This is a genomic window from Gulosibacter massiliensis (assembly GCF_900626105.1).
GTDB lineage: Bacteria > Actinomycetota > Actinomycetes > Actinomycetales > Microbacteriaceae > Gulosibacter > Gulosibacter sediminis.
Window position 1 is genome coordinate 348913 of sequence record NZ_UYZX01000001.1, and the last position, 21773, is coordinate 370685.

Genomic DNA, 21773 nt, shown 5'->3' on the forward strand with positions numbered 1-21773 from the left:
TAACAAGGAGAACACCATGGCACTTTCGAACGAAGAGATCCTGGCCGGCCTCGCCGAGCTCGTGAACGAAGAAACCGGCATTGCGGCTGACACCGTGACCGGCGACAAGTCGTTCACCGACGACCTCGACATTGACTCGATCTCGATGATGACGATCGTCGTCAACGCCGAGTCGAAGTTCGACGTCGAGATTCCCGACGCCGAGGTCGAGAACCTCAAGACCGTGCAGGACGCGGTCGACTTCATCGCCAAGGCCCAGGACGCCTAGCGAGCCCGTGGTGGCCGCCCGAGCTGTTTGCGGCCACCACGGTTCGTTTCACCCCCACTGGCCCTGTCCCCTCGAGGAAAAGCTACGTTCATGACGAAAAAGATCGTGATCACGGGTATCGGTGCGTTCACGCCGCTGGCAACGGATGCACCCGGCACCTGGGAGGCACTGCTGCGCGGCGAGTCCGGCGCACGTACGTTGCCCGCCGAGACCACGCAGAAGTACGAGATCGACCTGCCGGTGAAGTTTGCTGCGACGGTCAAGGAATCTCCGAGTGAGATCCTTGGTCGCGTGCAGGCCAAACGGCTAGACCCGTCGAGCCAATACGCGCTCATCGCGGGCCGCGAGGCCTTCGCCGACGCGGGTCTTGAGAAGGGCGCGATCGAGCCGCAGCGGTTCCTCGTCGACTGGGCCACCGGCATCGGTGGCGTCTGGACCCTGCTCGACGCCTGGGACACCTTGCGTGAGCGCGGTGCCCGCCGAGTGCTCCCACTGACTGTTCCCATGCTCATGCCGAACGGGCCCGGGGCCGCGATCGGTATGGACCTCGAAGCCCGCGCCGGCATCCGCACCGTCGTGTCGGCTTGTGCCTCGAGCACCGAGTCGGTCATCAACGCGTACGACCACCTGCAGGCCGGCCTTGCTGACGTGGTCATCGCGGGCGGTTCGGAGGCGGCGGTGCACCCGCTGCCGATCGCCGCGTTTGCCGCGATGCAGGCGCTGTCGAAGCGTAACGACGACCCGGAGCACGCTTCGCGGCCGTACGACCGCGACCGCGACGGCTTCGTGCTCGGCGAGGGCGCGGCCGCGCTCGTACTCGAGACCGAAGAGCACGCGCTCGCCCGTGGAGCGAAGATCTACGCCGAGGTCGCGGGCGGCGGCGTGACGGCCGACGCCTACCACATCACGGCACCCGAGCCCGAGGGGGAGGGCGCTGCCCGAGCCGTCGAGGAGGCACTCAAGATCGCCGGCGCATCGCCCGAGGACGTCGTGCACATCAACGCGCACGCTACCTCGACCCCGGTGGGAGACATCGCCGAGTACAACGCGTTCAAGCGCGTGCTTGGCGACCACATTCACTCGGTGCCGGTTTCGGCGACGAAGGGCTCGACCGGTCACCTGCTCGGTGGCGCCGGTGCGATCGAGGCGATGTTCACGGCGCTCGCATTGCACAACAACGTGCTGCCTCCGACGATCAACATCGAGAACCTCGACGAGGAGATCCCGCTTGACGTGGTCACCTCGGCTCGCGAGGTTGCGCTCACCCCCGGCGCGCTCGCTATCTCGACGTCGTTTGGTTTCGGCGGCCACAACGCCGTGCTTGCGCTGCGCAAGTACGCGTAACGCACCACCCACATTGACGGATGGCCGGGGCCCCGGCCATCCGTCGTTTTCTTGCCTGCGTGCGCCGCAGCTCGCGCCTAGTCGGCTCGCCCAGCGAAGGAGGCGATCGTTCCGATCACGCGCAGAACCTGCCCGATAATCGAGAGCACCTCCATCACGATGACGATGCCCTCCATCGTGGTGCTGACGGCCTCGAGGTTCTGGGCGCGGATGCCGGCGGCGTCGAAGTGCGCGAACTCATTCGCCCATTGACGTTCCTGGCCGAAGAGCACGGCGTACGGCAACAGTTCTTCGGTGAGGATGATCTGGTCGAGCTGAAATTGCTCGACAGCGTTGGGCGCCTGCGGTACGCGTGGCAGTCCGAGCGCGTGCCCCGCCGGCGTGAGGTCGCCGACCGGGTCGCGCAGCGCCGTCCGCGGCGTCTGTGTGAATCGGAGTCGCTCCTGTTCGCCGAGGCGAACGTATTCGCGGAGGCCGGCGAGCCTGACACGTAATTCTTTACCTGCGGCGGTAAAGCGAAGAATTGGTGGCGCGGCGAGAAAAAGAATGAAGAAATATCCGACGAGGAATAGCGGCGCGACCACGACAAACCACCAGGCGCCGTCCAAGATAGCGCCAAGGATGAGTAGCGCGAGTACGGCGAAGCTGAGCAGGAATAGCAGCGACAGCGTTGCGAGAAAAAACCCGTTTTGCATACGTTTCGCGAGGCCCGCATCCCTGAGCGACTGGCGTGCATTGTCAAAGTAGCGCGCGAGCTGCCGACGCTGATACCGGCGATCCGCCCCGCGGCCCTTGAGAAAGTAGATGTCGGGTAGCTGCTGACCGTTGCTGGCGGCGATACCAAGTTCGGCGAGGCCCTCGCTGTAGCGACGTTGTTGTCGCTCTGTGGGGCGCGTGGGCGGAGGCAGTCGAGCAGCATCCGCTCTTGCGTCGTAAGTCCATTGCCGAGCATCGCCTCGAGCGCAACCGGGCCCCGGTCTCCGCTCGGCGCGAGCACCCGGACTCGCCTCTTGACCGCGAGGCCGACGAACGCGGCGCCAATCAGCCGGCGATCAGCACGCGTGAGGAGGCCATGCGTGACGACGTCGCCCTCGGGCGGCACGTACTCGGCGATGCGGTGCTTGGGCAGCCCGGAGGCGGCCGCCCGAGACCACAGGGCGACGCCGAGCATGACCGCTCCCTAGGCGGTGAGCAGAATCAAATAGCCGACGATATCGCTGGAGTCCACGCGCCGATGCTAGCCGACGCGGTGCATCCAGACGACTGGGCTCTCGTCACCGGCGGTGCGGAAGGGCTCGAGTTCGTCGTCCCAGGCCTGGCCGAGGGCGAGCGAGAGTTCGCGGTGGAGCTCGGTCGCGTTGCCGCCGGCGATCTCCATCGCGTAGCGAATGCGGTCTTCGGGCACGACCATGTTGCCCGACATGTCGACCTGCGCGAAGAAGATGCCAAGGCCGGGCGTGTGCATCCAGCGTCCGCCGTCGGTGTTCGCGCTCGGGTCTTCGGTTACTTCGAACCGCAGGTGCTCCCAGCCGCGCAGTTGCGACGCGATTGCCGCAGCGGTACCGGGGGTGCCGCGCCACGCGAACTCCGCACGAACCGAGCCCGGAATCACCGGCTGTGGAATCCACGGCAGGTTAGTGGGCTCGCCGATCGCCCGGCCAAGCCCCCACTCAACGTGTTGGCAAAGCGCGCGCGGTGCGGAGTGTACGTAGAGCACACCCTGAGTTGTTGGTGCAGCCATGTTGTCCTCCTGTTTCACGTGTGGTGCGTCTTCCCCTACGACCATTCGTGACTCAGGCATGCTGACCGCCGATATTCAATTCGACTGTCGTCACAGGAATTATGCCCGACTTTATCGCTGAATTACAACCCTGTGATTTAGCCGCACGGCGTGTTGGAACCCGATTATCCCGGGAATCGAACGAGCCCCATTTCTGCGGGCGAACGAAGCAGTTCGTGATTCGGCACGACGCGCACGGTGTAGCCGAATTCACCGGTCTCGTTCGTGCGCACCGCGACCTCGTAGCGGCCCTCACCGAGCGGCACCATCGGCAGGCGCACCGGGTTTTCAAGCTCGCCGAACTCGCCAACGCGTCCGGCCACGCCCTCCACCAGAACATCCTCGGGCAAGAGCGAGCCGAGGTCGACTTGTGCCGAGATCCGCGCATCGTCGCCGGCCGTCGGGTTGCCGACCTCGTTGTGCACCTCGGTCACCGCGACGCCGTTCCAACCCGCGATGACGCGCTGCTGCCAGTCAGCGAAGCGTCGGCTGCGGTCGAGGTCAGCGGCGATGCGAGCGGTGCGGCCGGCTGGCAGGTAGAGCTGCTCGACGTAGTCGCGCACCATGCGCTCGGCGGCCACCTTCGGACCGACCTGTGACATCGAGCGGCGAACCTTGTCGACCCAGGCCTGCGGGATGCCCTGGCTGTCGCGGTCGTAGAACATGGGCACGATCTCGTGCTCGAGGATGTCGTAGAGGGCCTGTGCCTCCCACGCGTCGCGTTGGTGCGCATCCGCGTTCGACACTGTTGGGATCGTCCAGCCGAGCTCGTCGTCGGCGATCTCGTCCCACCAGCCGTCGGAGATCGACATGGTGAGGCAGCCGTTCATGACCGCCTTCATCCCCGACGTACCCGAGGCCTCTTGAGGGCGGATCGGGTTGTTCAGCCAGATGTCCGATCCCGCGACAAGGAACTTGCCGAGCGAGATGTTGTAATCGGGAATGAATACGATGCGGTCGCGCACGCCCGCGTCGTCGGCGAACTGCACGAGCTGCTGCAGGAGTTGCTTGCCGCCCATGTCGGCCGGGTGTGCCTTACCCGCGATCACGAACTGCACGGGACGGTCCTCACTAAGCAGGATGCGGCGGAGGCGCTCGGGCTGCTGGAGCATGAGGGTGAGGCGCTTGTACGTCGAGACGCGGCGGGCAAAGCCGATCGTGAGCGCATCCGGGTTGAGGATGTTCTTAGTCCAGCCAAGCTCGGCTTCCTGTGCGCCGCGCTCCTCCCATGATTCGAGTGAAAGGCCACGCGCACGCTCGACGAGCTCTCGCCGGAGCTCGTCACGGATGCGCCAGAGCTCGGCCGAGCCAACCGCATCCGCGTTCTCCCAGCGGTCCGCGGTGGCGACGTCGCGACCGCCGGCCATCGAGTTGATGACCGACTTGATCGGGCCGCGCGTCCAGGTGGGTACGTGCACGCCGTTGGTGATCGATGTAATCGGCACTTCGGCGACGTCGAAGTTCGGGTAGAGGTCCTTAAACATCTCGCGCGAGACCGCGCCGTGGAGCTTGGCAACGCCGTTCGCATACTGCGCGAGGCGCAGACCGAGGTGCGCCATGTTGAAGCGCTGCGGGTCGTCTTCACCGCCGAGCTCGAGTACGCGGGCGACGGGCGCCCCGGCCGCGAGGCGCGACGTACCGTCGGCCAGTGGCTGCAGGTAGCGCTGTGCGAGGTGCATGTCGAAGCGGTCGATGCCCGCGGGCACCGGGGTGTGTGTCGTGAAGAGCGTGGATGCGCGCACGGTTGCGAGGGCGGTCTCGAACGACTCGCCCGCCGTGATGAGCTGGCCGATGCGCTCGATGCCGAGGAAACCGGCGTGGCCCTCGTTCATGTGGAACACATCAGGCTGTGCGAGACCGCTGACCTCGCAGAAGCGCTGCACCGCGCGCACGCCGCCAACGCCGAGCACGAGCTCCTGCTTGATGCGGTGCTCGGCGTCGCCGCCGTAGAGACGATCGGTGATGATCCGGTAGTCCTCGGGGTTCTCGGGCAGGTTCGTGTCGAGCAGCAGCAGCGTGATGCGGCCGATTGCGGCGCGCCAGACGATGGCGTGCACCTCACGCTCGTCCGGGAAGTTCACCGAAATGCGCAGCTGCTCGCCGGTCTCGTCGAGCACCGGTGAGACCGCGAGATCGGCCGGGTTGTGGCGCTCGTAGCCCTCCTGCTGCCAACCCTCGCGGCTCAGCGACTGGCTGAAGTAGCCGTAGGTGTAGAGCAGGCCGATGCCGATGAGCGGCACGCCGAGGTCGGAGGCCGACTTGAGGTGGTCGCCCGCCAGCACGCCGAGGCCGCCCGAATAAATGGGCAGCGACTGGTGCACACCGAACTCCATCGAGAAGTACGCGATGCTCGTCGCTGCATCCTCGCTGCCGCGCGTGGTGCGCTCGAACCAGCGCTCGACGCCGAGGTAGCCGTCAAGCTCATCGATTTCGAACTGGAGGCGCTGCAGGAAGTCGGCATCGGCCTCGAGCTCGGCGACGCGCTCGGCCGAAAGGCGCTGGAGCAGCGTGATGGGGTTGTGGCCGGTTGCGCTCCACAGCTGCGGGTCGATCGACTTGAACAGCTGGTGAGTCTGCTCGCGCCACGACCAGCGTAGGTTCATCGCCAACGTGCGCAGCGGCTGCAGCTTTTCGGGGAGGACGGGGGCAACGGTGAGCGTATCGAAGGCCTTCACGCATCCGAGCGTAGCGAGTTACGGGTGAACGCGAAGCGAATCTTCGCGAATGCGAACAATCGGCAGATCGTCGCTAGAATTGCTCAGGTTGCGGGGCGGTAGCTCAGCTGGTTAGAGCAGTGGACTCATAATCCATCGGTCACGGGTTCAAGTCCCGTCCGCCCCACCATTTGCCCGCGAGTCAGCGCGGATCTTGAGATGCATCGTGTGGCGCGCCGCACTCGGCCGCATCATACTGCTGCTGCTCGACACGAATCTGCCCGAGAACCCCGAGGACTACTTCCGGGCCCTGACGTCCTCCCGAGAAGGCGATGTTGTGTCGATCGTGCGCGTCTTCACCGCATCCTCTTTCGCATCGATTGCGAATGCGACGCGCCTGGTGAACGACCTTGGTGAGGTGCGTACGATGTGGAAGGCCGCGCTCAACGCGCGTCGTGGTTCCACTGCGCGTCGGGCGCTCGACGTCCTGATCCGACAACCAGTGGTCACCGTGCAGTACCTGGCCAGCCGCCTGGGGGTGAGCATGTCGCCGTGAATAGTGCTCTCCCCCCCACCTCGAAACGGCCGGAGTCCTCCGGCGGCGAAATGAGGGCAGACGAAACCGGCACTGGCAGGCCGACGGCGTGCTCGATGCCCTCGACGCGTTCGATGCCTGCGCCCGAAGCGCAACGCACTAGGTAGTAGCGACCGGCAGTTGCCGCGCCGGATCGGCGAAGGCTAAGGTCGCACCTGCCCGTTGCCCTCGACGATCCACTTCGTGGTGGTGAGTTCAGCGAGGCCCATCGGACCACGCGCGTGAAGCTTCTGCGTCGAAATGCCAAGCTCGGCACCGAGGCCAAACTCGGCGCCGTCGGTGAAGCGCGACGACGCGTTGACCATGACCACGGCGGCGTCGACCTCGTCGGTGAACTGGTTCGCGGCGGCGAGCGACTCGGTCACGATGACCTCGGTGTGGCCCGTCGTGTAGCGGCGGATGTGCTCGATCGCGGTTTCGATCGACGGCACGACCTTCGCCGCGATGTCGAGCGAGAGGTACTCGGTCTCCCAGTCGGCATCGGTGGCCGCAGTGGTGGCCGAATCTGCCGAGAGCTGCTGCGTGACATCGTCGGCGTGCACGGTCACGCCCTGCTCGGTGAGCGCAGCGGTGACGAGGGGCACGAACTTGTCGGCGATGCCCTCGTGCACGAGTAGCGTCTCGACGGCATTACAGACGCCGACCCGCTGCGTCTTCGCGTTGAGGATGATCGGCAGCGCCTTTTCGATGTCGGCTGACTCATCGACGTAGATGTGCACGTTGCCGGTGCCCGTCTCGATGACCGGCACCTTCGACTCGAGCACGACCGTCTGGATGAGCGCCGCGCCGCCGCGCGGCACAAGCAGGTCGACGAGGCCGCGCGCCTGCATCAGCGCTACGCCACCCTCGCGGCCGTACTCGTCGATGGTCTGCACGAGGTCGGCCGAGTAACCTTCGGCGACGAGTGCATCCTGCATCACCTGCACGATGGCCCGGTTCGTCGACATCGCCGCCGAGCCACCGCGAAGAATCACGGCGTTACCCGACTTCAGCGCGAGGCCAGCCGCATCCACCGTCACGTTCGGGCGAGCCTCGTAGATCATGCCGACGACGCCCATTGGCACGCGAAGCTGGCGCAGGCGCAGGCCGTTCTCAAGGGTCGAACCGCGCACGACCTCACCCACGGGGTCGGGCAGGTCGGCGACGTCGCGCAGGGCCTCGGCGATGGTCGCGACGCGCTCCTTGGTGAGCTGGAGGCGGTCGAGCAGGCCATCGCTCATGCCGCGTTCCCGGCCGCGAGCCATGTCATCTTCGTTCGCGGCAACGATCTCAGCCGCGGCCGATTCGAGGGCCGACGCGATCGAGAGCAGCATGTCGTTCTTCGAACCGCTGGACGCGCGCGACAGCTGAATCGATGCGGTCTTAGCTCGCTGCGCGGTTTCACGCACCGCGCGCACCGTGTCAGCGTTGATCGTGGAGGCAGCCGTTTCGGTCATACCCACCAGTCTAGATCGCGCGGAGCATCACTAGTCGAGCACCGGAATGCCTGACTGCGTCACCCGTCCCGTGACGATGTCGGTCACCGTGGGGCTCACGAGCGTGAGCTCGTCGCGGTGCACGACCGAACGCACGAAGTCGTCACCGAGACTTGCGCGCATTTCGTCGGTGCTGCGGCCGAGCATCTGCGGCAGCTCGCTCGAGTCGAAGTTCGAGATGCCGTGAGCGATGGCGTCGCCGGCTTCGTTGACAACCTCGACCGGGTCGCCCGCGGCGAATTCCCCATGCACCGAACGGATGCCAGCCGCGAGTAGGGATGCGCCCCGATCCCGCAGTGCGCGCTCGGCTCCCGGGTCGACGACGAGACGACCGTACATCTGCGCGGCGTGCTCGAGCCACACCTTGCGGCGGCGCGAACGGCCCGACGTCGGCACGAACCAGGTGCCCACATCTATGCCCTCGAATGCGGCGCGAACATTCGGCGCGCTTGTGAGCATGACTGGGATGCCGGTCGTCGTCGCCATCTCAGCCGACTGCAACTTCGTCACCATGCCGCCCGTACCGAACGCCGAACCCCGGCCCGTTACCTCGACCCCCGCGACATCCTCCATGCGCTCGACGGTCGCGATGCGTCGGGCCCCCGGCTGCTTCGGCGGGGCGTCGTAAAGCCCGTTGACGTCGGTGAGCAGGATAAGCGCATCGGCTTGCACGAGTTGGGCCACCAGCGCCGCGAGGCGGTCATTGTCGCCGAAGCGCAGCTCGCTCGTGGCGAGCGCATCATTTTCGTTGACGATGGGCACGGCGCCGAGTTCGAGCATGCGCTCAAACGCCTGAGCGACGTGCTGATACCGGTCACGGCGCAGGGTGTCGGCCGCGGTCATGAGGATCTGCCCGACTGTAATTTCGTACGCGCTGAACGCGTCGGTGTACTGCGCCATGAGCACGCTCTGACCCACAGCCGCAGCGGCCTGGGCACCGGCGACGTCGCTTGGCCGTACGTCGTAGCCGAGCGGCATGAAGCCGGCCGCGATCGCACCCGAGCTCACGAGCACGACCTGCTTGCCCGCAAGCGACTGTTCCGCGAGCACGTCGACAAGTTTCCGCAGCGCCGGTACGTTGAGGCGGCCATCCGCTCGCGTGAGCGACGACGAGCCGATCTTGACGACGACCCTCCCTGCGTTTGGAAGTTGGCTGCGATCGACGATGGGCGAGGTCATGTCTCTATTGTGCCGTGCGCACGGCACAATGAATTCATGATTGCAGCGATCTCCATTGCCCCCTCCGGCCCCGCGAGCGACCCGTCGGTCACCGCCGACGCGGCGGGCTCGTATAGCAACGCCGTCGCCGCGGTCGTGCGCGTGATTCGCGCGAGCGGGCTGCGCAACGAGACGACCGCGATGTTCACCTCGATCGAGGGCGAATGGGACGAGGTCATGGCCGTCGTCAAGGCAGCGGTCGACGAGGCCGGTCGCTATGGTTCGCGGGTCTCGCTCGTACTGAAGGCCGACATTCGCCCGGGGCACGACGACGAACTCACCGGCAAGGTGCAGCGCGTCGAAGCGGCCCTGCAGCAGCTCGGCGACTAGCTAGCGTTTCGGCAGCCCGTCGAGCGAGTGGTCCTGCTCATTGACCGAGTCGCGGCCGACCGACTGCACCGACTCGCCACGGTAGAGGCGCTCGAACAGCTCCATCGTCGTGTCGATGTCGTGCGCCTGCACGTCTTTCAACCCCGCGCGACCGAGTGCCTCGCGCTCGTCGCGCGGGAGGTCGAGCACGCGCTGAAGCTTCTCACGCGCATCCTCGACGCTGCCAGGCTCGAAGAGCAGCCCGGTCTCGCCGTCGTGCACGAGGTGCGGCAGCGCCATCGAGTTTGCGGCGACGACGGGCAGGCCTGAAGCCATCGCCTCCATCGTCGCGATCGACTGCAGCTCGGCGATCGAGGCGATCGCGAACACCGTCGCGTCGGCGTAGATCGTGCGCAACTCCTGGTCGGTCACGTAGCCGTGGAACTTTGAGCGGTCAGCAACGCCAAGGTCTTTCGCGAGCTTCTGCAGGTGTTGCAGTTGGTCGCCCGTACCGACGATGTCGAAAAAGAGGTCGTCGCCCTCGAGCTTCGCGAAGGCCTTGAGCAACACGTCGATCTGCTTCTCGCCAGTCACGCGGCCGACGAAGAGGATGCGCTTCGGCGACTTCTCTTCGAACTTCGGCGTGTAGTTGCTCGTACGTAGCCCGCACGAAATGGCGAGTACGTCGTGCAGGTTGCCGTTCTGCTCGAGGAAGTCGGCGGCACGGCGCGTGGGCGTCGTCAGCGCGGCTGTCTCGGCGAACGTCTTGTGGGCATCGCGCCACCAGATGCCCGATGCCCATCCCTGCAGAAACTTCGGGATATGCGTGTGCTCGAGCATGTTCTCGAGCATGAGGTGGTTCGTGCCGATGATGCGGATGCCCCGGGATGCGCCCTCGCGCACCGCCGCGCGACCGAGCACGACCGCGGACTGGTAGTGGATGACGTCGGGCTGCACACGGTCGAGCACCTCGCGCATGTGCGCCCGAGCGCGCCACGGCTTCACGTAGCGCAGCCAGTCGTGCGGCCACCAGCGGTCACTCGGCAGGCGGTGCACCGTGATGCGCTGCCCGTCGTATTCCTCGTACCAGGTGCCGTGACGCTTCGACGCGGCGGGCGTCACCACGTGCACATCGAGTCCGCGCGCCGCCATGCCGCTCGCGAGGTTCTGCGTGAACGTCGCCGCGCCATTCACGTTGGGCGGAAACGTATCGGCGGCGATCAACAGTCGAAGCGGCGAAGTCATGAAGTCCTTTGTCATCCAACATATGCACGCACTGGCCCTCGTGGGGCATCCGGCGCAGGCTGAGAGTCGATTCTAATTGCCGCGGCCGAGCGCGTGGTTGCGCACCGCCGACACCTCGTCATCCGACTGGGCCAGCTGCAGCAACAGTACGCCGACGATCGCAACGGCGCCCAGGGCCACGAACAGGACGTTCACGAGCAGGCTCGCCCCCTCGGTTTCGCGGAGCACGACGATGCCAATCGTCACGGCCACGAGCGGGTCGATCACGGTCAGGCCGGCGATCACGAGGTCGGCCGAACTCGAGGCGTAAGCCGTCTGCACGAAGTAGCCGCCGACGAGCAGCGAAATGATGACGCCGGCGAGGCAGGCGAGGAAGTACCAGCCGTAATCGCCCTGCTGCCAGCGCGCGAGCACGACTTTCGCGAGGGTGACGAGGAAGCCGTACATGACGCCGCCCGCGACGACGTAGAACAGGCTGCGCCACTTCGTGCGGCGCACGAGCGCAAACACCACGCCGAGCAGCACGACGAGCGCGGCGAGGATCACGAGCACGATGATGAGCTGCGGCTCGGTGATCTCCTTGTCGACCGCGACCGACGAGGCCACGGCGACGAAGCCGCCCACTCCAGCGACGCAGAGCGTGATCGACAGCGCCTTGCGCCGACCAACCGGCATGCGGCTCTGCTTGGCCGTGATGATCGCCGTGAGCACGAGCGAGATGACGCCGATGGGCTGTACGAGCACGAGGGGCGAAAACAGCAGGGCGCTGAGCTGGCAGGCGACCGCGATGCCGAGCAGTAGCGTGCCCGAAAGCCAGGTCTTCGAATTGAGCAGGCGCAGGAAACTGCCGAGGCCGAGTCCCTCACCGCCATCGCCGTTGCCCGCAGCATCCGCTCGGGCCACCCCGCGATGCTGCAGCATCGCGCTCACCGACATGAGCACGGCGCCGAGGATCGCAAGTGGAATGCCGAGGTACTGCACCCGCCAGAGTTTACGGCCGTTTGGGAAACCCCTGGCCGATACACTCCAGGTATGAGCGTCCTTCCCATTCGCATCTACGGAGATGCGGTGCTGCACACCCCTGCCGAAACCGTCGACGAGATCACCGACGAGGTTCGCGAACTCGTCGCCGACATGTACGAAACCATGGCGGCCGCGCCGGGCGTCGGCCTCGCTGCCCCGCAGGTGGGCGTCGGCAAACGGATGTTCGTGTACAGCTGGGTGGACGAGGACGGCACCGACCACCGCGGCGTCGCGATCAACCCGCGACTCTGGCAGGCGCCCCTCGTTCCCGAGAGCTTTGAGCAACTCGAGGAGGACGAGGAGGAAGGCTGCCTCTCGGTGCCCGGCGAGCGCTTCGAGCTGCGCCGCTCCCCCGCCGTGCTGCTTCAGGCGACTGATCTCGAGGGCAAGGCATACGAGCTGCGCGCCGAGGGCTGGCTCGCGCGCATCCTGCAGCACGAATACGACCACCTCGACGGCGTGATCTACGTCGACCGCCTTGCGGTGCCCAACCACAAGCAGGCCTTCAAGATCATGCGCAAGCGCGGCTGGAACGTGCCCGGTAAGTCGTGGCTGCCCGGCGACGAGAAGCTCGAGGGCTAGCGCCGTGACGCAGCCGGCGCTCGACCGCAAACTCGGCCTCTTCGGAGCCATGAGCATCGGCCTCGCGGCCATGATCGGCGCCGGCGTTTTCAGCGTCTTCGGCCCGGCCGCCCGGGTTGCCGGAGAGTGGCTGTTGCTTGGCCTCGCGCTCGCACTGCTCGTCGCCGCCTGCAACGCGACCTCGACGGCGCAGCTGTCGGCGAAGTACCCGACCTCGGGCGGCACTTACCACTTCGGCAACCAGGAACTCGGCGCGTGGCCGGGATTCATCGCGGGCTGGGGCTTCGTCATCGGCAAGACCGCCTCGGCCGCCGCGATGGCCCTCACCCTGGGCGCGTATCTCGTACCCGACCTGTTCTGGCAGCGCGCGATCGGCCTCGTCGCCGTCGCACTCGTGGTTGTGCTCAACCTTGTCGGCATCACGCGCACGGCCCGCGCCGCCGCGGGCATCGTGACGCTCGTGCTGCTCGGCCTCGCGGTCACCCTGATCGTCGCGTGGACCACCACGCCGACCTCCGACGCGACCTTCGTGCTCATCCCCGACGTCTCGGTCTACGGGGTGCTTCAGTCGGCCGGCCTCATGTTTTTCGCCTTCGCCGGTTACGCGCGCATCGCGACCCTCGGCGAGGAGGTGCGCGACCCGACCCGGGTGATTCCACGGGCCATCATCACGACGCTTGGGCTCGTCGCCGCTCTCTACGTGCTCGTGGCGGTCACGCTGCTAGCTCGACTGGGGCCGCTGCGCCTCGCCGCGTCGGATGCTCCGCTCGTCGACCTCGTCTCCGGTGCGCCGGGCGTTGGCATGGTTGTGGTCGTCACGGCCACGCTCGCATGCCTGGGGGCCCTGCTTGCGGGCGTCGCGGGCATTACTCGCACCGGCCTCGCGATGGCGCGCAACCACGATCTGCCGGTTGTGCTGTCGCGCCTGTCGCCGAGCCACAACGTGCCGGCGCTGCTCACCATCGTGGTCGGCGTCGCCGTAGCCGCGTTGATCCTCATCGGCGACATTCGCGACGTCATCGGCTTCTCGAGTGTCGGCGTGCTCGTGTACTACCTCGTCGCGAACCTCTCGGCGCTCCAGCAGCGCGGCGACGATCGCCGGTATCCAAAGTGGATGCAGCTGCTCGGCGCCGCGCTCTGCGCCGTCCTCGTCGTCACGTTGCCCGTGTGGTCGGTTGTCGGAGGGCTCGGGGTGCTCGCCCTCGGCGTCGTCGGTCGGTTGATCTTCCGACGGGGCAGCGCCAGCGCTAAGTCGTAATTACGGCCGTAGTCTTGGGAAAAGAAGGATGCCCTCCGCGCGAGGGCGGAGGGCAGAAGCTCCCCGAGTTGGACTCGAACCAACAACCTGCCGGTTAACAGCCGGCTGCTCTGCCAATTGAGCTATCGGGGATGACAACTCGAATAGCCTAACATCACCCGGCGCGCAATGTGAAATCGACCGCCGAGTCGCCCCGCTCGCATCCGATCACCAGTGGATGCGCCCCAGAGCGAGGTCGCCTAGTACCCCTTCACGGGGTCGGCCAGCCCCACGAATTCGCCGGTCGAGAGGAAGCCACGCACGTTGTCGTCGATTCGGCGTAGCAGCAGCGGCAGGGTCATTTCGGGGGTGTCGGCCGAGTGCGGCGTAATCAGGCAGCGATCGTTCGACCAGAGCGGGTGGCCCTCCGGCAGCGGTTCGGGGTCGGTCACATCGAGTGCGGCGCCGTAGATCTCCTCGGCGTTGAGGGCCGCGTCGAGCGCCTCGGTGTCGACGAGCGGGCCGCGACCAATGTTGACGAGCACCGATGTCGGCTTCATGGCGTGCAGCCGTTCAGCGTTGATGAGGTGATAGGTCTCGTCGGTCGAAGCGGCAGCGAGCACCACGACGTCGGCCTCCGGCAGCACGGCGTCGAACTCGTCGCTCGTCACGGTGCGGTCGGCTCCCTCGAGCGGCGCCGCGCTGCGGCGCACCACGGTCGTAGTCACATCAAAGGGCCGCAGCAGGCTGAGTAGCTCGCTCGCAATTCCGCCGGCGCCCAGAATAACGACGTGATTGCCGTAGAGCGAGCGGCCCAGCGACGGGCCCCACTTCGTGGCACGCGAGCGCAAGACGAGGCTGCGCTGCGCTGCGAGGGTGAGCGCGAGCGCGTGCTCCGCGACCGGCTGCGCGTACGCCCCCTTCGCCGAGGTGACCACGAGGCCGCGCTCGGCGTACGGTGCGAGGCGCTTTGCGTAAGCGTCGATCCCCGCGTAGGGCAGCTGCACCCAGCCGATGCCCGGGTAGCTGTCAAGCGCCTCGAACAGCGGCTCGATGTCGCGGTACGACGTGTAGATGAGGCCGCGCGTGTCGTCAGACAGCTCGACAACCTCTCCCCCAGCAGCGAGCACCGTCTGCGTCTGCGCCCGTCCCGACCCTGCGGGCAGCACCGTGATCTTGCCGGGCTCGGGACGCGCGTCGCCCTCGAGCTTCGTGGCCGGCGCACTCAGAACTTCGCGGTGGTGAAACTCGGTCAATTGGTGGTCTCCTCTTCATCGGTGTGGAATCGTGCAAACTCTGGGCGATCCTCGACGAGTCGATCGCGCTCGGCGGCGGCGACCTCATCGGGGTCGTCGTCGCGAAACAACCCGCCGGCCACCCGCTCGGCCGCGGCGACAAGGTCGCGGTCGACCAGGCCAGGAAGGGGCGCGCGGGCGAATTCGCGGGCGTCGCGCATCCGCTGCAGATACGGGTCGAACGGGTCGCGCAGCACCTCGTCGATCTTGCCCCGCGCGAGCACCGTGCCGCGGTCGGTGATGACGACGTTGCTCGTGAGTCGCTCAACGGTTGCGAGGTCGTTGCTGATGACGAGCATCGAGAGCGTGCGGCCACGATTGAGGCGTTCGAGCAGCTCGAAAAGTGCCGGGCGCGCAATGACGTCGACGCCCTGCGCCGGCTCGTCGACGATGAGCAGCCGCGGCTCGACGATGAGCGCGCGTGCGAACGCGACGCGTTGGCGCTGACCTCGCGAGAGCTCGAACGGAAAGCGGTTGAGCACGCCGAGCTCGAGGTCGACCGCGTCGATGAGCAGCGCGGCTGCCTTGCCGAGCGAGCGCTTGTCGAAGTGCCGGTCGCGGCTCAGTACCGGCTCGGCGATGTTTTCGGCGACAGTGAGGTCGTTGCGCATCGTCTGACCGGAGTTCGGCGCGAGGTACCCGACGGTTAGGGGCAGGCGGCGCAGGTCGGCCCGGGTGGGTTTGCGCAGGTTGACGCCGTCAACGTGCAGTTCGCCGCCCGAAATCCAGGGCCACGGATGCGGTGCTCCGCGCAGCAGGCCGCGGCCCGAAATCACGCGACCGAGCGACGTCTTGCCGCTGCCGGCCGAGCCGACGACGCCAAGAATCTCGCCCTCGCGCAGCTCAATGTTCACGCCCGAAAGGACTCGGGCCTCAGCGTCGCCGATGTGCGGACCGTAGGAAATCGACAGATCCCGGGCACTGATGACGCTGCTCATGCCACGAGCCTAGCGGTCGCGCGCTTAGGCCTCGACGGACTCGCGCAGCTCGCGCTTGCGGCGCTCAACCTCGACGAGCCGCTCGCTCAACTCGCGGTGTCCAAGCGGATCGGTCTCAATGTCGGTGCGCTTCAACTCACCGAGCAACTCCGCCTTGCGGCGAAGCAGGTCGCGCTCAACGAGCGCTGCCGTGACCGATCGTACGTACGCGGCCACCTGTTCGGGGCCGGGACCGGCGGGCAGCGGCGCCATCGACAGGTCGGTCACGAGCGGCACGAACGACGACGGCACCTCCTCGTGCACCTCCGGCAGCCACTGCGGCGTGCCGAGAGTTCCGCGGGTTGCCACGATGGCATTTCGCACCGTGTCGAGCGACGCATCCGAGAAGTTCGCCGCGAGCACGCCGTCGAGCTGCACCTCTGAAAGCATCCTCGGGTACTGCAGCACTGCACCGAGCGCGTCACGCTCGAGTCGGGTGATCGGGTCGTTTGGCAGGTCGCGCATGCGCACGACCGGCATGGCGTACGTGTTGTCGGCGATGCCACTCGGGTGGCCGTGGGGGTCGCTCGGCGAATTCGCCGCCTGCTCGTGTCGACGCACCTCGCGTTGAACCTGCTCGAGGTCCATGCCGAGCCAGCCCGAGAGTTGGCGCACGTACTCGGGGCGCAGCGCGCGGTCGCGAATGCTGGCGATGATCGGTGCGGCCTCACGCAGAGCGGCCACCCGGCCTTCGGCGTTGCGCAGGTTGTGGCGCTTGATCTGTTCCCGCACGACGAACTCATACATCGGCACGGCGTGGTCGATGAGCGAGACAATCGCCGCGTCGCCGTGCTTCAGGCGCAGGTCGCACGGGTCGAGGCCCTCGTGCGTGGTGTCGACGGCGACAAAGGTCTGCGCGACGAAGCGGTTCTCTTCGGCGAACGCCCGCATGGCAGCTTTTCGGCCCGCCTCATCGGGGTCGAAGTTGAAGATCACGCGCCCGCGGTTCGATTCGTCGTCCATGATGCGGCGCAGGATCTTGATGTGGTCGACGCCGAAGGCCGTGCCACAGGTGGCGACCGCAGTGGTCACGCCAGCCAGGTGCGCGGCCATGACGTCGGTGTACCCCTCGACCACGACGACCTTGTGGCCGCGTGAGATGTCGCGCTTGGCAAGATCGAGCCCGTAGAGCACTCGGGACTTGTGGTAGATCTCGGTCTCTGGTGTGTTGAGGTACTTCGGGCCCTTGTCATCGTCGAAGAGCTTGCGCGCGCCGAAGCCCACCGTCTGACCGGAGGTGTCGCGAATCGGCCACACGAGCCGGCCGCGGAAACGGTCGTAGCTCGAGCCACGGTCGTTCGTCGACACGAGCCCGGCATCCTGCAGCTCCTGCGTCGAGTAGCCCTTCGTGCGCAGGTGCTTCGAGAGCGCATCCCACGACTTCGGGGCGTAGCCGACGCCGAAGTGCGCGGCCGCCTGCGGATCAAACCCGCGGCCACCAAGGAAGTCGCGGCCGATCTGCGCGTCCGCGGTGGCGAGCTGGCCCTGGAAGAACTTCTCGGCCTCGGCATTCACCTGCAGCAGCCGCACGCGGTTGCTGTGGTCGGGCGCCTCGCCGCCGTCCTCGTACGTGAGTTGGTAGCCAAGGCGGCCCGCGAGCCGCTCGACTGCCTCAACGAAGGTGATGTGGTCCATCTTCTGCAGGAACGAGAAGACATCGCCCGACTCACCGCAGCCGAAGCAGTGATAGAAGCCGAGCTGCGGGCGAACATGGAACGATGGCGTGCGCTCGTCGTGGAACGGGCAGAGGCCCTTGCGCGAGCCGACGCCAGCCGACTTCAGCGCGACGTACTCGCCGACGACGTCGTCGATATTTGTGCGCGCTCGTACCTCGTCAATGTCAGTTCGTCGGATGCGCGCCATGGCACCGATTCTAGGCCGTGGCTACGCGGACGGCGGCGACGTTCGCATGCAGCGCAAGCGCCGACTGATCGGTGAGTGACGCGACCTGATCGACAATCACCCGGCGGCGAGCAGCGTCGTCGTCGGCTTCGTCGAACAAGTCGGAGAACTCGCGCTCGAGGTGCAGCGTGCCGGTGGCCCAGAGTGCCTCGAGCAGTTCGGTGAGCAGCTCACGCTGGCGGGCATACACCGGCTGGCGCGTGGGCAGGCTCATGACGAAGCCTGCCACGGCGCCCTTGAGCAGTGCGATCTCGGCTTCGATCTCGCGAGGCACGATCACCTCGGCACCAAAGCGAATGAGCAGGTTCTCGCTGCCGTATGCCTCGAGAGTCGCCGCAATTGAGGCTTTCGCAAAGCGGCCGATGAGCTGCGAGGTGAGGTTCTTCAATGCCGCGCGGTCGCGCGCCGCCGCCGAATAGTCGTGCACCCACCACGGCAGCGTGAGCAGCCGATCGAACGCCGCGCCGAGCTCGCCCTCGTCGAATTTGCGCCCCGCCCACTCGACGGCGTTGAACAAGATTGCCTCGCGGTTTTCGGCGTCTTCGAGTTCGGTCAGGGGCAGGAAGCCCTCGACCACGGCATCCTCGAGGTCGTGCACCGAGTACGCGATGTCGTCGCTCAAGTCCATGACCTGCGCCTCGATGCACTTGCGCCCGCTCGGGGCGCCGGCTCGCAGCCAGTCGAACACCGGCTTGTCGTCGTCGTAGACGCCGAACTTGCGCGTGCCGAGTGCGAGGCCGGTGTCGCGATCCCACGGGTACTTGCACGCCGCATCGAGGGATGCGCGGGTCAGGTTGAGGCCGTAGGCGAGGCCCGATTCGTCGAATACCTTTGGCTCGAGCCGCGACACGAGCCGAAGCGTCTGCGCGTTACCCTCGAAGCCGCCGATGTCGGTCGACCAGTCGTTGAGGGCGCGCTCGCCGTTGTGGCCAAACGGCGGATGCCCGATGTCGTGGGCGAGGCACGCGGTGTCGACGATGTCGGGGTCGAGCGCGAGCGAGCCGGCGATCTCGCGGCCGACCTGGGCCACCTCGAGCGAGTGCGTGAGTCGGTTGCGGGCAAAGTCCGCGCCCGTCGTCGGTGAGAGCACCTGCGTCTTCAGCGCGAGGCGCCGCAGACCCGAGGAGTGCAGCAGGCGCGCCCGGTCACGGGCGAAGGATGAGCGGCGACGGTTCTCGTGGAACTCCGGCAGGAACCGGGCTTCGTCGTCGAGCGAGTACTCGCTCGCGGGGCCATTCAGGCCGGGCGCGCGCATCCCTAGCCTCCCGAGACGTCAAGTTCGGCAGCCGCGATGTCGGCGCTCTCGGAATCGAGCAGGCGGCGCGAGTCGAGCCAGCCCTGCGGCAGCACGGCGCGCTTCGGGCTGCCCGAACGGCCGCGCGGGCCCTCGGCACCGACGCCCGGCCACGAGGAGTCCTCAAGCCCATCAGCGAGCTCGCGCAGCTCGTCGAGCGTGTCGATGAGCGCAAAGCGCTTGCGCAGCGAGCCACCGACCGGATACCCCTTGAAGTACCAGGCGACGTGCTTGCGGAAGTCGCGGCAACCGTGGCCTTCGTTGCCGAAGAAGTCGACGAGCAGCTCGGCGTGGCGCACCATCGCGTGACCGACCTCGCGCAGGCCGGGCTGGATACGCCGCTCGCTACCCGAGAACGCCGCCTCGAGATCGCCGAAGAGCCACGGGCGGCCGAGCACACCGCGACCCACGACGACGCCGTCGCAGCCGGTCTCAGCCATCATGCGCGGGCCGTCCTCACCCTCGAACACGTCGCCGTTGCCGAGGATCGGAATCGACGTGATGGTCTCTTTCAGCGTGCGGATCGCGTCCCAATCAGCCGTGCCCGAGTACTGCTGCTCGAGCGTGCGCGCGTGCAGCGTGATCGCGGCGACGCCCGCCTGCTCGGCGATCTTCGCCGCCTCGAGGTAGGTCAGGTGATCATCGTTGATGCCCTTGCGTATCTTGATCGTCAGGGGCACGTCACCGGCGCGACGCACCGCGGCTGCGCAGATTGCCTCGAATAGATCCGTCTTCCACGGCAGCGCCGAACCGCCACCACGACGGGTGACTTTGGGTACGGGGCAACCAAAGTTGAGGTCGATGTGGTCGGCGCGATCCTCGTCGACAAGGAGGCCAACGGCGTCACCGACGGTGATCGGGTCGACGCCATAGAGCTGGATCGACCGGATGTCTTCCGACGGATGGTGGTGGATGAGTCGCATCGTCGACTCGTTGCGCTCGACGAGTGCTCGGGTCGTCACCATCTCGGTGACATACAGGCCGGCGCCGTACTCGCGGCAGAGCCGACGGAACGCCTCATTCGTCACCCCGGCCATCGGCGCGAGCACGACCGGCGAGGCGACCTCGAGGTCGCCAATCTTCAGCGCGGGTGTGTGCGAGAGAGTTGCAGTCGGCATAACCGAACTATTCTCGCACCCCGCACCCGTATTGGCGACCCCGAACTGCGATTAGGCTCCGCGCAGGCGCTCGGCGACGTAGCCATAGAGGCGGTCGACGCTCACGCGCTCCTGCGTCATGGTGTCGCGGTCGCGTACGGTCACGGCGTTGTCGTCGAGCGAGTCGAAGTCGACCGTGATGCACAGCGGTGTGCCGATCTCGTCCTGGCGACGGTACCGGCGGCCGATCTGGCCGGCGTCGTCGTAGTCGATATTCCAGCGCCCACCGGCGCGAAGCTCCTCGGCGACGCGCTGCGACAGCGGGGCGAGCTCTTCCTTCTTCGACAGGGGCAGCACGGCGGCCTTCACCGGTGCGAGGCGCGGGTCGAGGCGCAGCACGGTGCGGGTGTCGACGCCGCCCTTCGCGTTCGGCGCCTCGTCCTCCTCGTACGCGTCGACGAGGAACGCCATGAGCGAGCGGGTGAGACCGAACGAGGGCTCGATCACATACGGCGTGTAGTGCTCGCCGGAAGCCTGGTCGAAGAACTGCAGCGCCGAGCCCGAGGCATCGGTGTGCGACTTGAGGTCGAAGTCGGTGCGGTTGGCCACGCCCATGAGCTCGCCCCAGGCGCTGCCGGTGAACCCGAACTCGTACTCAAAGTCGATCGTGCGGTCAGAGTAGTGCGCGCGCTCATCGTTGGGCACGTCGAACTGGCGCATGTGCTCGGGGTTGATGCCGAGGTCGACAAACCAGTTCCAGCAGGCCTCGACCCACTCATCGAAGTGCTGCGACGCATCCGCCGGCGGCACGAAGTACTCGATTTCCATCTGCTCGAACTCGCGGGTGCGGAAGATGAAGTTACCGGGCGTGATCTCGTTGCGGAACGACTTGCCGACCTGGCCGATGCCGAACGGCGGCTTCTTCCGCGCAGTCGTCACCACGTTGTTGAAGTTGACGAAGATTCCCTGCGCCGTCTCGGGGCGCAGGTAGTGCAGGCCCTCTTCGTTGTCGACCGCGCCGAGGTAGGTCTTCATGAGGCCCGAGAAGTTCTGGGGCTCGGTCCACTGGCCCTTGGTACCGCACTCGGGGCAGACGATCTCGTCCATGCCCGTCGCCTCGCGGCCCTTCTTTGCCTCGAATGCCTCGAGCAGGTGGTCCTGCCGCTGGCGCTTGTGGCAGTTCGTGCACTCGATGAGCGGGTCGGTGAACGTCGCGACGTGGCCCGAGGCCTCCCACACGCGCTTCGGCAGAATCACCGCCGAGTCGAGGCCGACCATGTCGGCACGGCCGCGCACGAAGTACTGCCACCACTGCTGCTTGATGTTCTCCTTGAGTTCGACGCCGAGGGGGCCGTAGTCCCACGCCGAGCGCGAACCTCCATAGATTTCACCCGCCTGGTACACAAAGCCGCGTCGCTTAGCGAGCGCGATGACCTGGTCGAGCTTGGAGGCTGCCATCTGTTGAACACTCCTGATGG

19 protein-coding genes and 2 tRNA genes are annotated in these 21773 nt (G+C 66.7%); 7 read left to right on the forward strand and 14 right to left on the reverse strand.

From position 1 onward, the window contains the following. Positions 1-16 precede the first annotated feature (16 nt). Both EJL01_RS01705 and EJL01_RS01710 read left to right on the forward strand, forming a co-directional pair. Positions 17-268, forward strand: a complete 252-nt coding sequence (locus tag EJL01_RS01705; protein WP_125105994.1) for an acyl carrier protein — start codon at positions 17-19, stop codon at positions 266-268. Positions 269-358: 90 nt separating this feature from the next. Then, positions 359-1612: a beta-ketoacyl-[acyl-carrier-protein] synthase family protein gene (locus tag EJL01_RS01710; protein ID WP_125105995.1), complete on the forward strand. Its 1254-nt coding sequence runs from the start codon at positions 359-361 to the stop codon at positions 1610-1612. Between the two features lie 77 nt (positions 1613-1689). Here EJL01_RS01710 and EJL01_RS01715 read toward each other — a convergent pair whose 3' ends face one another. The 3 genes from EJL01_RS01715 to glgP all read right to left on the reverse strand — a co-directional run bounded on the left by EJL01_RS01715 (position 1690) and on the right by glgP (position 6067). After that, positions 1690-2307, reverse strand: coding sequence for a DUF2207 domain-containing protein (locus EJL01_RS01715; protein WP_125105996.1), 618 nt, complete (start codon positions 2305-2307; stop codon positions 1690-1692). A 542-nt stretch (positions 2308-2849) separates the two neighbouring features. Further along, on the reverse strand, positions 2850-3353 hold the full coding sequence (locus EJL01_RS01720; RefSeq protein ID WP_164509688.1) for a DUF3145 domain-containing protein: 504 nt from the start codon (positions 3351-3353) through the stop codon (positions 2850-2852). A gap of 164 nt (positions 3354-3517) precedes the next feature. Then, entirely contained in the window at positions 3518-6067 is a 2550-nt protein-coding gene (gene glgP, locus EJL01_RS01725; RefSeq protein WP_125105997.1) for an alpha-glucan family phosphorylase, read from the reverse strand. 92 nt (positions 6068-6159) lie between these two features. On the opposite strand from glgP, the gene EJL01_RS01730 reads away from it, so the two are divergent. After that, a tRNA-Ile gene (locus EJL01_RS01730) sits at positions 6160-6236 on the forward strand. A 36-nt stretch (positions 6237-6272) separates the two neighbouring features. Then, complete coding sequence (locus EJL01_RS01735) at positions 6273-6602, forward strand: Fic family protein (protein WP_125105998.1); 330 nt, start codon at positions 6273-6275, stop codon at positions 6600-6602. 182 nt (positions 6603-6784) lie between these two features. Here EJL01_RS01735 and EJL01_RS01740 read toward each other — a convergent pair whose 3' ends face one another. Next, entirely contained in the window at positions 6785-8077 is a 1293-nt protein-coding gene (locus EJL01_RS01740) for a glutamate-5-semialdehyde dehydrogenase (RefSeq protein ID WP_125105999.1), read from the reverse strand. A gap of 30 nt (positions 8078-8107) precedes the next feature. Further along, complete coding sequence (gene proB, locus EJL01_RS01745) at positions 8108-9295, reverse strand: glutamate 5-kinase (RefSeq protein ID WP_125106000.1); 1188 nt, start codon at positions 9293-9295, stop codon at positions 8108-8110. Between the two features lie 36 nt (positions 9296-9331). Between proB and EJL01_RS01750 the strand changes: the two genes are divergently transcribed. After that, on the forward strand, positions 9332-9664 hold the full coding sequence (locus EJL01_RS01750; RefSeq protein ID WP_125106001.1) for a thiamine-binding protein: 333 nt from the start codon (positions 9332-9334) through the stop codon (positions 9662-9664). Here EJL01_RS01750 and EJL01_RS01755 read toward each other — a convergent pair whose 3' ends face one another. Together EJL01_RS01755 and EJL01_RS01760 are read right to left on the reverse strand one after the other, a co-directional pair. Continuing rightward, positions 9665-10888, reverse strand: coding sequence for a glycosyltransferase (locus EJL01_RS01755; RefSeq protein WP_125106002.1), 1224 nt, complete (start codon positions 10886-10888; stop codon positions 9665-9667). A 72-nt stretch (positions 10889-10960) separates the two neighbouring features. Beyond that, complete coding sequence (locus tag EJL01_RS01760) at positions 10961-11869, reverse strand: DMT family transporter (RefSeq protein WP_125106003.1); 909 nt, start codon at positions 11867-11869, stop codon at positions 10961-10963. A gap of 51 nt (positions 11870-11920) precedes the next feature. On the opposite strand from EJL01_RS01760, the gene def reads away from it, so the two are divergent. Together def and EJL01_RS01770 are read left to right on the forward strand one after the other, a co-directional pair. Continuing rightward, the gene (def, locus tag EJL01_RS01765; RefSeq protein WP_125106004.1) at positions 11921-12493 is read left to right on the forward strand and encodes a peptide deformylase; all 573 of its coding nucleotides are present in this window, start codon (positions 11921-11923) and stop codon (positions 12491-12493) included. A gap of 4 nt (positions 12494-12497) precedes the next feature. Beyond that, the gene (locus EJL01_RS01770; RefSeq protein WP_125106005.1) at positions 12498-13751 is read left to right on the forward strand and encodes an APC family permease; all 1254 of its coding nucleotides are present in this window, start codon (positions 12498-12500) and stop codon (positions 13749-13751) included. Between the two features lie 59 nt (positions 13752-13810). Here the strand turns inward: EJL01_RS01770 and EJL01_RS01775 are convergent. The 7 genes from EJL01_RS01775 to EJL01_RS01805 all read right to left on the reverse strand — a co-directional run bounded on the left by EJL01_RS01775 (position 13811) and on the right by EJL01_RS01805 (position 21753). Next, a tRNA-Asn gene (locus EJL01_RS01775) sits at positions 13811-13883 on the reverse strand. A gap of 107 nt (positions 13884-13990) precedes the next feature. Beyond that, positions 13991-14986: a D-isomer specific 2-hydroxyacid dehydrogenase family protein gene (locus EJL01_RS01780; RefSeq protein WP_125106006.1), complete on the reverse strand. Its 996-nt coding sequence runs from the start codon at positions 14984-14986 to the stop codon at positions 13991-13993. Then, positions 14983-15963, reverse strand: a complete 981-nt coding sequence (locus EJL01_RS01785) for an ATP-binding cassette domain-containing protein (protein WP_125106007.1) — start codon at positions 15961-15963, stop codon at positions 14983-14985. Before EJL01_RS01785 ends, EJL01_RS01780 begins: the two co-directional genes overlap by 4 nt. A gap of 24 nt (positions 15964-15987) precedes the next feature. Then, complete coding sequence (gene dnaG / locus EJL01_RS01790; RefSeq protein ID WP_125106008.1) at positions 15988-17865, reverse strand: DNA primase; 1878 nt, start codon at positions 17863-17865, stop codon at positions 15988-15990. A 10-nt stretch (positions 17866-17875) separates the two neighbouring features. Continuing rightward, complete coding sequence (locus EJL01_RS01795) at positions 17876-19159, reverse strand: deoxyguanosinetriphosphate triphosphohydrolase (protein WP_125106009.1); 1284 nt, start codon at positions 19157-19159, stop codon at positions 17876-17878. 2 nt (positions 19160-19161) lie between these two features. Continuing rightward, positions 19162-20316, reverse strand: a complete 1155-nt coding sequence (dusB, locus tag EJL01_RS01800) for a tRNA dihydrouridine synthase DusB (protein ID WP_125106010.1) — start codon at positions 20314-20316, stop codon at positions 19162-19164. A 51-nt stretch (positions 20317-20367) separates the two neighbouring features. Beyond that, complete coding sequence (locus EJL01_RS01805) at positions 20368-21753, reverse strand: glycine--tRNA ligase (protein ID WP_125106011.1); 1386 nt, start codon at positions 21751-21753, stop codon at positions 20368-20370. Positions 21754-21773 lie beyond the last annotated feature (20 nt).

What these genes read in the sequence shown, in the direction of transcription:
- def (WP_125106004.1), top strand. Translation starts at nt 11,921, where the DNA reads ATGAGCGTCCTTCCCATTCGCATCTACGGAGATGCGGTGCTGCACACC.
- EJL01_RS01785 (WP_125106007.1), bottom strand. Translation starts at nt 15,963, where the DNA reads ATGAGCAGCGTCATCAGTGCCCGGGATCTGTCGATTTCCTACGGTCCG.
- EJL01_RS01710 (WP_125105995.1), top strand. Translation starts at nt 359, where the DNA reads ATGACGAAAAAGATCGTGATCACGGGTATCGGTGCGTTCACGCCGCTG.
- dusB (WP_125106010.1), bottom strand. Translation starts at nt 20,316, where the DNA reads ATGCCGACTGCAACTCTCTCGCACACACCCGCGCTGAAGATTGGCGAC.
- EJL01_RS01805 (WP_125106011.1), bottom strand. Translation starts at nt 21,753, where the DNA reads ATGGCAGCCTCCAAGCTCGACCAGGTCATCGCGCTCGCTAAGCGACGC.
- proB (WP_125106000.1), bottom strand. Translation starts at nt 9,295, where the DNA reads ATGACCTCGCCCATCGTCGATCGCAGCCAACTTCCAAACGCAGGGAGG.
- EJL01_RS01715 (WP_125105996.1), bottom strand. Translation starts at nt 2,307, where the DNA reads ATGCAAAACGGGTTTTTTCTCGCAACGCTGTCGCTGCTATTCCTGCTC.
- dnaG (WP_125106008.1), bottom strand. Translation starts at nt 17,865, where the DNA reads ATGGCGCGCATCCGACGAACTGACATTGACGAGGTACGAGCGCGCACA.
- EJL01_RS01705 (WP_125105994.1), top strand. Translation starts at nt 17, where the DNA reads ATGGCACTTTCGAACGAAGAGATCCTGGCCGGCCTCGCCGAGCTCGTG.
- EJL01_RS01740 (WP_125105999.1), bottom strand. Translation starts at nt 8,077, where the DNA reads ATGACCGAAACGGCTGCCTCCACGATCAACGCTGACACGGTGCGCGCG.
- EJL01_RS01750 (WP_125106001.1), top strand. Translation starts at nt 9,332, where the DNA reads ATGATTGCAGCGATCTCCATTGCCCCCTCCGGCCCCGCGAGCGACCCG.
- EJL01_RS01795 (WP_125106009.1), bottom strand. Translation starts at nt 19,159, where the DNA reads ATGCGCGCGCCCGGCCTGAATGGCCCCGCGAGCGAGTACTCGCTCGAC.
- EJL01_RS01755 (WP_125106002.1), bottom strand. Translation starts at nt 10,888, where the DNA reads ATGACTTCGCCGCTTCGACTGTTGATCGCCGCCGATACGTTTCCGCCC.
- EJL01_RS01720 (WP_164509688.1), bottom strand. Translation starts at nt 3,353, where the DNA reads ATGGCTGCACCAACAACTCAGGGTGTGCTCTACGTACACTCCGCACCG.